Origin of the sequence: Streptomyces sp. NPDC096046 (assembly GCF_040303285.1) — a bacterium.
In the GTDB taxonomy this organism is placed as follows: Bacteria; Actinomycetota; Actinomycetes; order Streptomycetales; family Streptomycetaceae; genus Streptomyces.
Map to the genome: position 1 here is coordinate 217930 of NZ_JBEOSZ010000003.1, position 12435 is coordinate 230364.

14 protein-coding genes are annotated in these 12435 nt (G+C 71.2%); 5 read left to right on the forward strand and 9 right to left on the reverse strand.

Annotation, left to right across the window (positions count from 1 at the left end; translation table 11 throughout):
* Positions 1-56: 56 nt before the first annotated feature.
* Together ABTX62_RS04805 and ABTX62_RS04810 are read left to right on the forward strand one after the other, a co-directional pair.
* Positions 57-380, forward strand: coding sequence for a DUF427 domain-containing protein (locus tag ABTX62_RS04805; protein ID WP_352114818.1), 324 nt, complete (start codon positions 57-59; stop codon positions 378-380).
* A 61-nt stretch (positions 381-441) separates the two neighbouring features.
* Positions 442-1224 (forward strand): alpha/beta fold hydrolase, encoded by a 783-nt coding sequence (locus tag ABTX62_RS04810; protein WP_352114819.1) that lies wholly within the window; start codon positions 442-444, stop codon positions 1222-1224.
* 56 nt (positions 1225-1280) lie between these two features.
* Here the strand turns inward: ABTX62_RS04810 and mnmA are convergent, their stop codons facing one another.
* Positions 1281-2411: a tRNA 2-thiouridine(34) synthase MnmA gene (mnmA, locus tag ABTX62_RS04815; protein ID WP_352114820.1), complete on the reverse strand. Its 1131-nt coding sequence runs from the start codon at positions 2409-2411 to the stop codon at positions 1281-1283.
* A gap of 60 nt (positions 2412-2471) precedes the next feature.
* Between mnmA and ABTX62_RS04820 the strand changes: the two genes are divergently transcribed.
* Positions 2472-3137 carry an N-acetylmuramoyl-L-alanine amidase gene (locus ABTX62_RS04820; RefSeq protein ID WP_352114821.1) on the forward strand — a complete coding sequence of 222 codons (666 nt, stop codon included), beginning with the start codon at positions 2472-2474 and terminating at the stop codon, positions 3135-3137.
* Positions 3138-3164: 27 nt separating this feature from the next.
* On the opposite strand, the gene ABTX62_RS04825 is transcribed toward ABTX62_RS04820, so the two are convergent.
* From ABTX62_RS04825 to ABTX62_RS04835, 3 genes are all read right to left on the reverse strand, one after another.
* Positions 3165-4334, reverse strand: coding sequence for a cysteine desulfurase family protein (locus tag ABTX62_RS04825; RefSeq protein ID WP_352114822.1), 1170 nt, complete (start codon positions 4332-4334; stop codon positions 3165-3167).
* A gap of 140 nt (positions 4335-4474) precedes the next feature.
* Complete coding sequence (locus tag ABTX62_RS04830; RefSeq protein WP_283970145.1) at positions 4475-4741, reverse strand: DUF4190 domain-containing protein; 267 nt, start codon at positions 4739-4741, stop codon at positions 4475-4477.
* Positions 4742-4785: 44 nt separating this feature from the next.
* Positions 4786-4950: a hypothetical protein gene (locus ABTX62_RS04835; RefSeq protein ID WP_352114823.1), complete on the reverse strand. Its 165-nt coding sequence runs from the start codon at positions 4948-4950 to the stop codon at positions 4786-4788.
* A 115-nt stretch (positions 4951-5065) separates the two neighbouring features.
* On the opposite strand from ABTX62_RS04835, the gene ABTX62_RS04840 reads away from it, so the two are divergent.
* On the forward strand, positions 5066-5704 hold the full coding sequence (locus ABTX62_RS04840) for a TetR family transcriptional regulator (protein WP_352114824.1): 639 nt from the start codon (positions 5066-5068) through the stop codon (positions 5702-5704).
* 555 nt (positions 5705-6259) lie between these two features.
* Here ABTX62_RS04840 and ABTX62_RS04845 read toward each other — a convergent pair.
* Entirely contained in the window at positions 6260-7120 is an 861-nt protein-coding gene (locus ABTX62_RS04845; RefSeq protein ID WP_283970141.1) for a thioesterase family protein, read from the reverse strand.
* Between the two features lie 157 nt (positions 7121-7277).
* Here ABTX62_RS04845 and ABTX62_RS04850 point away from each other — a divergent pair, with 157 nt between their 5' ends.
* A complete protein-coding gene (locus ABTX62_RS04850) occupies positions 7278-8510 on the forward strand; it encodes an alpha/beta hydrolase (protein ID WP_352114825.1) in 1233 nt (410 codons plus the stop codon).
* Here the strand turns inward: ABTX62_RS04850 and ABTX62_RS04855 are convergent.
* The 4 genes from ABTX62_RS04855 to ABTX62_RS04870 all read right to left on the reverse strand — a co-directional run bounded on the left by ABTX62_RS04855 (position 8401) and on the right by ABTX62_RS04870 (position 12386).
* Positions 8401-9075 carry a trimeric intracellular cation channel family protein gene (locus ABTX62_RS04855; RefSeq protein ID WP_352114859.1) on the reverse strand — a complete coding sequence of 225 codons (675 nt, stop codon included), beginning with the start codon at positions 9073-9075 and terminating at the stop codon, positions 8401-8403. The two genes, ABTX62_RS04850 and ABTX62_RS04855, sit on opposite strands and share 110 nt — an antisense overlap.
* A 64-nt stretch (positions 9076-9139) precedes the next feature.
* Positions 9140-10282 carry an ABC transporter ATP-binding protein gene (locus ABTX62_RS04860; protein ID WP_352114860.1) on the reverse strand — a complete coding sequence of 381 codons (1143 nt, stop codon included), beginning with the start codon at positions 10280-10282 and terminating at the stop codon, positions 9140-9142.
* A gap of 14 nt (positions 10283-10296) precedes the next feature.
* Positions 10297-11379, reverse strand: a complete 1083-nt coding sequence (locus ABTX62_RS04865; protein WP_352114826.1) for an ABC transporter ATP-binding protein — start codon at positions 11377-11379, stop codon at positions 10297-10299.
* Positions 11376-12386, reverse strand: coding sequence for an ABC transporter permease (locus tag ABTX62_RS04870; RefSeq protein ID WP_352114827.1), 1011 nt, complete (start codon positions 12384-12386; stop codon positions 11376-11378). Before ABTX62_RS04870 ends, ABTX62_RS04865 begins: the two co-directional genes overlap by 4 nt.
* Positions 12387-12435 lie beyond the last annotated feature (49 nt).

The following is a 12435-nucleotide window of genomic DNA, read 5'->3' on the forward strand; positions in this document are numbered from 1 at the left end:
ACTCCGCTTCAGCCTGCGCTGTACCCGAGGAGTCGGCTACCCGAGGAGGGACGATCGTGACGACAGGGCATCGCATCACCGTCGAACGGAGTGGCGGGCACGTGCGCGTGGTACACGACGGGCAGGTGCTCGCGGAGAGCGACCGGTCGCTGGTCCTGCGCGAGACGGGCTGCCCCGAGCGGTACTACATCCCGGCCGAGGACGTGCGCCTGGACCTGCTGACGCCGTCCGGCACGCGGACGTACTGCCCGTTCAAGGGCACCGCCTCCTACTGGTCGCTGCCGGACGCGGCGGACCTCGTCTGGGCGTATCCGGACCCCAAGCCGGACGTCGTCGACATCAAGGACCACCTGTGCTTCTACGAAGTGGAAGTGTTCTGATCGGCGGACGCGCCGCCCGCCTCATCGATGAACACCCCGGCGTGCGGCAGTCTGCATGGGCATGGACAAGAAGACCCTTTCGGGCGACGGCACCCGCATCGCCTACGAGAGCACCGGACGCGGCCCCACGGTCGTCCTGGTGAGTGGCGCGATGTCGACGGGCGGCACCCTGGCGCCGCTGGCCGTGTCGCTCTCGGACCGTTTCCAGGCCGTCGTGTACGACCGCCGGGGCCGCGGCGCCAGCGCGGACACCGCGCCGTACGCCGTGGAGCGTGAGGTCGAGGACCTGGCCGCCGTGATCGAGGCGGTGGGCGGCGAGGCACATTTGTACGGCATCTCCTCGGGCGGGGCCCTCGCGCTGGAGGCGGCGGCGAGCGGACTGCCGGTGCGGCGCGTGGCGGTCTACGAGACGCCGTACGCGATGTCCGAGGAGGGCGCCAAGGAGCGCGCGGACTACACCCGGCGGCTGAGGGAAGCGCTCGGGGAGGGCCGGCGCGGGGACGCGGTGGAGTTGTTCCTGCGCCTGACGGGCCTCGGCGAGGGCGTGATCCAGGGCGCCCGCCAGTCCCCCATGTGGGCCGGCATGGAGGCCATGGCGTCGAGCCTCGCCTACGACGACGCCGTCATGGGCGACGGCCGGGTGCCCCGCTCCCGGCTGGGCTCGGTCGGCGTCCCCGTCCTGGCGGTCGCGGGGGACGCGAGCCCCGGGTGGCTGCGCGAGGCGGCCAGGGCGATCGCGGACTCCGTCCCCGACGGTTCGTACCGCACGCTCCAGGGCCAGACGCACATGGTCGAGCCGAACGTGCTGGCGCCGGTGCTGACGGAGTTCTTCAGCCGGAACTGAGCCGGGGGCGCGGGGGCACGCGCGCGCGGAGCCCGCCCCCGGGCCCCGCCGCGGGGTCAGGCCACGCCGGCCGTCGCGCGGGTCGTCGACGCGATCGTCGCCGAGCCGACCACACGCGTGCCGTCGTACAGGACGATCGCCTGGCCGGGCGCGACGCCGCGGACCGGCTCGGCGAAGGTGACCTCCAGGCAGCCGTCGACGACTTCGGCGGTCACCTCGGTCTCGCCGCCGTGGGCGCGCAGCTGGGCCGTGTAGGTGCCGGGGCCGGCGGGGGCGACGCCGCACCAGCGGGGCTTGACGGCGCTGAGGGCGCTGACGTCCAGGGCGGACGCCGGGCCGACGGTCACCGTGTTGTCCACCGGTGAGATGTCGAGGACGTAGCGCGGCTTGCCGTCGGGGGCCGGGGTGCCGATGCGCAGTCCCTTGCGCTGGCCGATCGTGAAGCCGTACGCCCCCTCGTGCGTGCCGAGCCGGTTGCCGGACTCGTCGACGATGTCGCCCTCGGAGCGGCCGAGCCGCTTGGCGAGGAAGCCTTGGGTGTCGCCGTCGGCGATGAAGCAGATGTCGTGCGAGTCGGGCTTCTTGGCCACCGCCAGGCCCCTGCGCTCGGCCTCCGCGCGGATCTCGTCCTTGGTGGTGACGGTGTCGCCGAGCGGGAACATCGCGTGGGCGAGCTGCCGGTCGTCGAGCACCCCGAGGACGTACGACTGGTCCTTGGCCATGTCGGAGGCGCGGTGCAGTTCGCGGGTGCCGTCCTCGCGGACGATCACCTGGGCGTAGTGGCCGGTGCAGACCGCGTCGAAGCCCAGTGCGAGCGCCTTGTCGAGGAGGGCGGCGAACTTGATCTTCTCGTTGCAGCGCAGGCAGGGGTTGGGAGTGCGGCCGGCCTCGTACTCGGCGACGAAGTCCTCGACGACGTCCTCGCGGAAGCGGTCGGCGAGGTCCCACACGTAGAACGGGATGCCGATGACGTCGGCGGCGCGGCGGGCGTCGCGCGAGTCCTCGATGGTGCAGCAGCCCCGCGCGCCCGTCCGGAACGATTGGGGGTTGGCGGAGAGCGCGAGGTGGACGCCGGTCACGTCGTGACCCGCTTCGGCCGCGCGGGCGGCGGCGACGGCGGAGTCGACTCCGCCGGACATGGCGGCCAGGACGCGGAGGGGGCGGGGGCGCTGCGGGGTCTCAGTCATAACCCTTCCAGGGTACGGGGGCGCGGGAACCAGGACCGCCGGGTATCCGTTGACGATCACATGGGACAGCGGAAGGCTTCGAGGGACGGCGACCGCAAGGTCGGCCGCCGCGCGCTGCTGATCGGCGGCACGGTGGCCGCGGCGGGCTCCGCCGTGCTGGCCCGGGACGAGTTGGCGCGCCTGTGGTGGCGTGCTCCGGGTGTCGAGAAACCGCGCGAGGAGGGCGAGGTCGACTACGCGGGGGCGCGCTGGGTGGCGGCGTCGGACGCCAACTGGCGCCGTGCGGACCGCCCCGACGACTACGGCATAGACATGGTGATCGTCCATGTCACGCAGGGCAGCTTCGACAGCGCGGTGAAGGCCTTCCAGGACCCGGGTCACAGGGCGGCGACGCACTACATCGTCCGGCAGGACGGGCACGTCGCGCAGATGATCCGCGAGCTGGACGTGGCCTACCACGCGGGCAACCGCGACTACAACGAACGCAGTGTCGGCATCGAGCACGAGGGCTTCGTGGACCGCCCGCAGGACCTCACGGACGAGATGTACGAGGCCTCGGCCCGGCTCACGGCCCGGATCTGCGCCCGCTACGACATACCCGTCGATCGCGAGCACATCATCGGCCACGTGGAGGTCCCGGGCACGGACCACACGGACCCGGGGCGGCACTGGGACTGGGAGAAGTACATGCGTCTGGTGCGGCGGGCGGGTACGACACCGGCCTGACCCGCCCGGGCCCGTCGGCAGCACCCTTCAGGTCAGTCCCGCCGCCCGCGCCCGTTCCACCGCCGGGCCGATGGCCTTCGCCAGGGCCTTGATGTCGGCCTCCGTGGAGGTGTGGCCGAGGGAGAAGCGGAGGGTGCCGCGGGCCAGGTCGGGATCGGTGCCGGTGGCGAGCAGGACATGGCTGGGCTGGGCGACGCCGGCGGTGCAGGCGGACCCGGTGGAGCACTCGATGCCCTGTGCGTCGAGCAGGAGCAGCAGGGAGTCGCCCTCGCAGCCGGGGAAGGTGAAGTGCGCGTTGGCCGGGAGGCGGCCCTGCGGGTCCGGGTCGCCGCCGAGGATCGCGTCCGGCACGGCCGAACGGACCGCGTCGACAAGGGCGTCGCGCAGGGCGCCGATCTCGCGTGCGAACCACTCGCGTTGCTCGGCGGCCAGCCGCCCGGCGACGGCGAAGGAGGCGATGGCGGGCACGTCGAGGGTGCCGGAGCGCACATGGCGCTCCTGGCCGCCGCCGTGCAGTACCGGGACGGGGGTGTGCTCACGGCCGAGGATCAGCGCGCCGATGCCGTAGGGGCCACCGATCTTGTGGCCCGAGACCGTCATCGCGGCGAGGCCCGAGGCGGCGAAGTCCACCGGGATCTGGCCGAAGGCCTGGACGGCGTCCGAGTGCAGCGGGACCCCGTACTCGGCTGCCGCGGCGGCGAGTTCGCGGATCGGCAGGATCGTCCCGATCTCGTTGTTCGCCCACATGACGGTGGCGAGGGCCACGTCGTCGGGGTTGCGGGCGATCGCCTCGCGCAGGGTGTCGGGGTGGACGCGGCCGTGGGAGTCGACCGGCAGGTACTCGATGGTGGCGCCCTCGTGTTCGCCCAGCCAGTGCACGGCGTCGAGGACCGCGTGGTGCTCGACGGGGCTGGCGAGGACGCGGCCGCGGGCCGGGTCGGCGTCGCGGCGTGACCAGTAAAGGCCCTTGACGGCGAGGTTGTCGGCCTCCGTGCCGCCCGAGGTGAAGACGACCTCGCTGGGGCGGGCGCCGAGGGCTTCGGCGAGGGTCTCGCGGGCCTCCTCGACGGTGCGGCGGGCCTGCCTGCCGGATGCGTGCAGGGAGGACGCGTTGCCGGTGGCACCCAGCTGGGCGGTGAGCGCCTCTGCCGCCTCCGGGAGCATCGGGGTGGTCGCGGCGTGGTCGAGGTAAGCCATGGTGAGCCCGATTCTACGGCTCCCCGTTCACCGGCCTCAGATCAAGGCTGGCCGAACGTGAACCGCTTGCCGGCGCGGCGACGGTCCGTCGTCCTCGGGCCCGGCCGCGGCGTACCGGCGGACGGCTGTCCGACGGTGGCTCACAAGCTCCACGAGATGGTGCTGTCGAACTCCATGAAGGCCGCGAGGACCAGCAGGTCGGCGACGCCCAGGCCCAGGCCCAGCAGCGCGCGGCCGCGGCGCTCGGTGCCGCGCCACAGGGCGATGCTCGCCAGCACGATCGCGATCGGGCCGAGGAAGAGGTTGAGCACGAGCAGGCCCAGCAGGCCCAGGATGAAGGACGCGACGGCCATGCCGTCGGTGTCGCGGATGCCGGTGCGGCGCGATGCCGGAGCGGTGAGCTGCATGGTGATCGGCTCCTGGATGCGGATCGAAGGGGGGGCGGTCGGTGTCAGTGGGCCTGCGTGTGGCGGCGGCGGCCGCGCTCGCGGAGCGCGAAGACGCCGAGCCAGACGGCGATGACGGCGCCGAGGGCGACGGAGAAGGTGAGCGGCGCGTGGGCCACGGTGCCCAGGACGACACCCAGCAGCAGGAGTGCGGCGACGAGGAACAGCACGGGAATCAGCCCCCAGGGTGCGGTGAACGCTTGCGGGTACAGTTGTTCACTGACTTCCCAGTCTAACGCTTCTCATGACTTTGCAATTCCAGAGAACAGTTGTTAACTGCATGGTATGAGTCACACCCTCGGCATCCGGCAGGCCCAGAAGCAGAAGACCCGGCAGGCACTCCTCGACGCGGCCCTCGGACTGCTGGAGGGGCAGAGCCTGAGCAGCCTGGGACTGCGCGAGGTCACTCGCGCCGTCGGGGTCGCCCCGACCGCCTTCTACCGCCACTTCCGCTCCACGGCGGATCTGGGCGTGGCCCTGGTCGAGGAGGCGCTGGGCAGCCTGCACCCGATGATCCGGACAACGGTGTCCGCGACGGGCGACCACGAGGAACGCATCACGCGCACCATCGAACTGATCGCCCGTCATGTCGACGGGTACCCCGCTCATGTCCGCTTCATCGCCCGTGAACGACATGGCGGAGTCCTGCCGGTACGAGAAGCCATACGGGAGCAGCTCGCCCGGTTCGCCCAGGAGGTCAAGGACGAACTGGCCAAGGACCCGGTCTCCGAGGGCTGGAGCGAGGACGACCTGCTGATGCTCGCGCATCTCTACGTCGACCAGATGCTGGGCACGGCGTCACTCTTCCTGGAAGCCCTGGAAGGCCCGGAGGAGGAGCGCCCCGACCGGACCCGGCGCGTCGCACAGCTGGCGACCCGCCAGATGCGGCTGATCGGCCTCGGCCGCCGGCATTGGCTGGATTGACACCCCCGGACCACACACAGGGGTGGCGCACCCGTTCGCCGGCGCGCCACCCCTGCCGCACACCGCCCCGGGTGGGGCCCGAGTCGACCTCCTGCGCCGACCGCGCCTCTTGCCCTGCTACTCCTGCTACTCCTACTGCTCCTACTGCTCCTACTGCTCCTACTGCTCCTACTGCGACTGAGGCTGCCGCCCCGGCCCGCCCACGGTCTGGCCACCGCCGCCCGGGCCGCCGCAGCCACCGCCCTGACCGCCACCGGGACCGCCCTGGCCGCCGCCCGGCACGCCGCTGGGCATCGCCGAAGGCACCCCGGACGGCTCACCAGTCGGCTTGGATCCGGCGGAGACGGCCCCGAGGGGGCCCTGAGGGCGCGCCGGACGGAACACCCGAGGGCGCACCCGGAGCCGCACCCGACGACGCCTGGCAGGACTGCCGCCCGACCCGCCCCCACTGTTCGAGGACGACGAGGAGTCGCCCGACCCGCAGGCCGCCAGGGCCCGGGGCGAGAGCACCGGCAGCGCCAGGAGCCTGTGAAGTGCCGGTCAGTGCCGCGGAGTTCAGCCCAGCCGGACCCTCGCCAGCTGCCGGGACTGCGCCACCAGCCGGTCCGCGCTGTCCCACACCTCGGCGTCCTCCTCCAGGAAGCCGCCGGCGAGGTTGCGCGTGACGATCGACACCCGCAGCGGACCCGGTGCCGGGCGGCACCGGACGTGCACGGTCAGCTCGACGGTCGGCACCCAGCCCTTCAGCCCGAGTTCGAAGGCCGTGGGCGGCAGGGCGTCGACCGCGAGCAGCAGGGAGAGCGGGTCGGGATCACGCCCGTCCTTGAGTCCGAACCAGGCCCGCATCTCGCCCTTGCCGGAGGGCTGCCCGAGGGCCCAGCCGAGCGTGGACGGGTCGAGCTTGAGCATCAGACGCTCGGTGATCGCCGAGCTGCCGTCGACGGGGGCGGGTCCGTCCTCGGGGCCGAAACAGTGCTCCGGCGGCGCGATCGCGGGCGGCCGGGCCGTCGTACGGACGTCGTCGGGCAGGGTGTCCAGGTCGCCGTAGGAGGCGAGGACGCGGATGCGCTCCACCTCGCGGCCCTCTTCGTCGTACTGGAAGAGGGAGGCCTGGCCGGTCGACAGGGTGCGGCCGGTGCGGACGACGTCCGTGCGGACGACCGCGGGGCCGGGCTGGGACGCGGTCAGGTAGTGCGCCGAGATCGTGAAGGGATCGGCGTGCGGCAGGGCGTCCGCGAGGGCGCGGCCCAGGACGGCCAGCAGGTAGCCGCCGTTGACGGCGCTGATGATCGTCCAGCCGGCGGAGAGGTCGATGTCGTAGACGCCCGGCGCGCGGCGGGTGAGGGCGGTGTCGCGGTCGAACTCGCTGTCGCCGATCGTGGCCCGGGCGGCCGGGGCGGTGGCTGCTTCTGGCATGGCTGAACAGTACAAGAACTGACTACTAAGCGGTAGCTTTCCATTGGCACCCTGCCCGGCGGCCCCGCGGGCGCGCCTTGGTGAGACACGGGACATTTCTCGGTAAGTGTCCTCCTCGTCCGTGAACCCCGCGCCCGCGGCCGTCCTCTGCAGGGACATGAGCCTCACCGGGACACCGTTCCTCTGCACCCTGGTCGTACTGTCCGTCACCGCCGTCGTCCTGCCGCTGTTCCTGTGGTCGCGCATCCGCGGGCCCCAGGCTCTGCGTGCCGCGGCCCGGGCGCTGATGCTGCTGTTCGCTCAGGGGACCGCCGTGGCCCTGGTCTTCACGCTGGTCAACAACGCCAACAACCTGTACGACAACTGGGCCGACCTGCTCGGCACCGGCGACCATGTGCAGCAGGCGGCCGATCTGGGCACCGACGGCACCGGCGGTATCTCGCTCAAGCGGCTGCCCAAGGTGCGCCAGGCCTTCGCTCCCGCCACCGGACCCGGAATGGGCGCGGCCGGCGGGGTGCGGGTGACCCAGCTCAAGGGCCGGGTGTCGGGTGTCAACGCCGAGGTCTACGTCTGGCTGCCCCCGCAGTACGGCGAACCGGCCTACCGGCACCGCAGGTTCCCGGTCGTGGAGTTGCTGCCCGGCTACCCCGGCTCGGCGAAGGCGTGGTTCGGCTCACTGCACGCACACGAACAACTGGAGCCGCTGATGCGCGACGGCCGGGTGGCCCCGTTCCTCCTCGTCGCACCCCGCACGAACCTGCTGGCCGGGGTCGACACCGGGTGCGCCAACATCCCGGGCACGGTCGACGCCGACACCTGGCTGAGCGTCGACGTGCCGAAAATGGTCATGGACAACTTCCGCGCCCAGCCGGCCCCGCGGGGCTGGGCCGTCGCCGGTTACTCGGCCGGGGCGCACTGCGCCTCCAGACTCGCCGTCGCCCACCCCGACCGCTACCGGGCCGCCGTCAGCATGTCCGGTTACAACGACCCGATCGGCGAACGCGACTCGCTCACCGCGCAGAACCCCACCCTGCGCGCCGAGAACAACCCGTATCTGATGCTGCGCCGGGCGCCCGTCCCGCCACGGATCGCGCTGTACCTCTCCGGCCAGCCGCACGACGGTTACGAGGCCGCCGTGGCCCTGGAGCAGATCGCGAAGGCGCCGACGACCGTGCACGTGGTCTACATCCCGAAGAGCGCGGGTGGCCACAACATGGCCCTGTGGCGGCCCCAGGTCGTCCCGGCGTTCCGCTGGCTGACCGAGGAGATGGGCGCCCGCGTCACGGCAGGACCGGCTGCTCCTCCTCGCCCACCGTCGACCGCCGGTGCCACGCCCGCGGAGCTCGCCAGTGGTACCGCATCGCGAGCAGGCGCAGTACGAAGGCGGTGATGACCGCCAGACCGCTGGTCACCGGGTTCAGGACGTCGTAGCGGATGCACAGGGCGGCCAGGGCGGAGCCGACGATGGCGGGGACCGCGTACAGGTCGCGGTCCCAGCGCAGCAGCGAGGGCACCTCGTTGGCGAGGACGTCCCGCAGCACACCACCACCCACGGCGGTGGTCAGGCCCAGCCCGGCGGAGGCGGTCAGGCCCAGCCCGTACTCGTACGCCTTGATGCTGCCGGCGACGCAGAACAGGCCGAGGCCGGCCGCGTCGAAGACGTTCACCGCGCCCTGGATGCGCTCCACCTGGGGGTGCAGGAAGAAGACCAGGAGGGTGGCGAGCAGCGGCGTGAGGAAGTACCCCAGGTCCGTGAAGGCGGCGGGCGGCACGGCCCCGATGACCAGGTCGCGGAACAGCCCCCCGCCCAGCGCGGTGATCTCGGCGAGGACGGCCATGCCGAACACGTCGAAGTTCTTGCGCACGGCCAGCAGGGCGCCGGAGATCGCGAAGACGAAGATGCCGATCAGATCGAGCGTGTGCTGGACGGACGGGCTGAAGAGTTGCTGGAGCACCCGTGCATCTTCCCCCACGGGTGAGCCCTCGCCCCGATGTGCGAGGGCGAGGGCTCGGCCGGACTCACTTCTCGACGGTCGCCGTGTCCTTGCCGGCGGTCTTGCCCAGGACGTTCTCCCCGGCCGCCTCCTGCGCCGAGGCCAGCAGTTCGGTGTCCTGCGGCTGCTGGTCCGCGAAGTTCTCCGGGTGGTGGCAGGCGACCTGCTGGCCGGCCCGCAGCTCCACCAGCGGCGGCTCGGTCGTCTTGCAGATCGCCGTCGCCTTCCAGCACCGGGTGTGGAAGCGGCAGCCGCTCGGCGGGGCGATCGGCGAGGGCACGTCGCCTTTGAGCAGGATGCGCTCGCTCTTGACCCCCCGGCGCTTGGGATCCGGAATCGGCACGGCCGACAGCAGGGCCTTGGAGTACGGGTGCATCGGCGACTTGTACAGCTTGTCGCGGTCCGCCAGCTCGACGATCTTGCCGAGGTACATCACCGCGATCCGGTCCGAGACGTGCCGGACGACCGACAGGTCGTGCGCGATGATCACATACGTCAGGCCCAGCTCCTCCTGGAGGTCGTCCAGCAGGTTCACCACCTGCGCCTGGATCGACACGTCCAGCGCGGAGACCGGCTCGTCCGCCACGACCAGCTTGGGGTTGAGCGCGAGCGCGCGGGCGATGCCGATGCGCTGGCGCTGGCCGCCGGAGAACTCGTGCGGGTAGCGGTTGTAGTGCTCGGGGTTGAGACCGACCACCGACAGCAGCCGCTGGACCTCCTTCTTCACGCCGCCCTCGGGCTGGACGCCCTGGAGCCGGAAGGGGGCGCCGACGATCGTGCCGATCGTGTGGCGCGGGTTCAGCGAGGAGTACGGGTCCTGGAAGATCATCTGCACGTCGCGGCGCATCGGGCGCAGCTCGCCGGTCTTCAGGTGCGTGATGTCCTTGCCCTCGAACTCCACCGAGCCGTCGGTCGGTTCGAGCAGCCGGGTGATCAGCCGGCCCATGGTGGACTTGCCGCAGCCCGACTCACCGACGACACCGAGCGTCTCGCCCTTGCGCACCTCGAAGTCGATGCCGTCGACGGCGCGCACCGCGCCGGTCTGCCGCTGGAGCAGGCCCTTGCGGATCGGGAAGTGCTTCTGAAGGCCGGTCACCCTCAGCAGGACCTCGCGGTCGTGCGTGGTGCCCTCGGTGAGGGTGCTCCCGCTCGTGTCCGGTGTGCTCACCGTGTTGTCGTCGCTCACAGCTTCGGCGCAATCTCTTCGGTCCAGATACGCTCCCGCTGCTCCTGCGTCATGTGGCAGGCGGCCCAGTGCGAGCCGCCGACCTCGGTCAGCTCGGGGCGGACCGTGCGGGTGACGTTGTCCTTCGGGAGGTCCGCGTACGGGCAGCGCGGGTGGAAGGCGCAGCCGGACGGGAGGTTGATGAGGGAGGGCGGCGCGCCCATGATCGGGATGAGCCGGTCGGTCTCCTCGCGGTCCAGACGCGGCATCGAGCCGAGCAGACCCCAGGTGTAGGGGTGCCGGGGCTCGGAGAACACGTCCTCGACGGGTCCGCGCTCGATGCACCGGCCGCCGTACATGACCAGCAGGTCGTCGGCCATCTCGGCGACCACACCCAGGTCGTGGGTGATCATGATGACCGCGGAGCCGAACTCCTTCTGCAGATCCCGGATCAGGTCGAGGATCTGCGCCTGCACGGTGACGTCCAGGGCGGTGGTCGGCTCGTCGGCGATGAGCAGCTCGGGGTTGTTCACCAGCGACATGGCGATCATGGCGCGCTGGCGCATACCGCCGGAGAACTCGTGCGGGTAGCCGTCGACGCGTTTGGCGGGCTCGGGGATGCCGACCCGGTCGAGCATCTCGATCGCCCGCTGCTTGGCGGCCTTCTTGCTGACGTCGTGGTGGACGCGGTACGCCTCGACGATCTGCTGCCCGACGGTGTAGTAGGGGTGCATCGCCGACAGCGGGTCCTGGAAGATCATGGCCATCTTCCGGCCGCGCAGCCGCCGCACGTCGTCGGGGTCGGCCCCGATCAGCTCCTGGCCGTCGAGCCAGACCTCGCCGGAGACCTTGGCGCGCGCCGAGCGGTGCAGGCCCATCACGCCGAGCGAGGTCACCGACTTGCCGGAGCCGGACTCGCCCACGATGCCCAGGGTCTTGCCCTTGCGCACGTCGAAGCTGACCCCGTCGACGGACTTGACCAGACCGTCGTCGGTGTCGAAGTGGATGCGCAGATCACGGACGGACAGGAACACGTCGTCCGGGACGGACGGGGCGGTGGAGTCCGGTTCGCCGAGCGCGGCTTGGTCGAGCTTGCTCACGAGTACCTCACCCGGGGGTCGATGGCGGCGTACACCAGGTCGACGATCAGATTGCAGAAGACGATGAAGAACGCGGCGACCATGGTCACGCCCATGATGATCGGCAGGTCGTTCGTCTGGATGGACTGGATGGCGTAGGCGCCGATGCCCTGGAGCGAGAAGACGGTCTCCGTGAGCACCGCGGAGCCGATGAGGATGCCGAAGTCCATGCCGAAGATCGTGACGATCGGGGTGAGGGCGGAGCGCAGGCCGTGCTTGGCCACGACCGTGGTCTCCTTCAGGCCCTTGGCCCTGGCCGTTCTGATGTAGTCCTCGCTCATCGTCTCCAGCATGCCCGCCCGGGTGAGCCGGGCGTAGAGCGCGGAGAAGAGGAAAGCGAGGCTGACCCAGGGCAGCACCAGGTGCCAGGCCCATTCGGCGGGGTTCTCGGTGAACGGGATGTAGTCGACGCTGTCCCAGATCGGGATCTCGTAGACGAAGAGCGCGAGCAGGATCTGGCCGGTGAAGAAGATCGGGAGCGAAACGCCGGCGAGGGCGATGAACATGGCGGCGCGGTCGATCGGCTTGCCCTTGCGCAGCGCCGAGACGACGCCGGTCATGACACCGAAGACCACCCAGATCACCGCGGCACCGATGGCCAGGGAGAAGGAGACGGGGATCCGCTCCAGCAGCTGGGGCCAGACCTCGACGTGGTTCTTGAAGGAGTACCCGAAGCAGGGTGCGCTGCAGTGCGTCGCGTCGGGACCGAACCTGTAGTCCGCACCCGCCACGATGCCCTTGATGAAGTTCCAGTACTGCTCGTAGACGGGCAGATCCAGCCCCAGGTTCTGCTTGATCGCGGCGACGGACTCGGGGTTCGCGTCCTTGCCGACGTACTGGGTGGCCAACTGGTCGGCCGTCTGGCCCCCGAGACGGGGCACCAGGAAGAAGATGGCGAAAGTGACTGCGCTGACCACCAGCAGCAACAGCACGGCGCCCATGACGCGTCGGAGGATGTACGCAGCCACAGCTGTACGGCCCCGGGTGGCCGCGGCGGGGTCGTCCGCCGCGGCCACC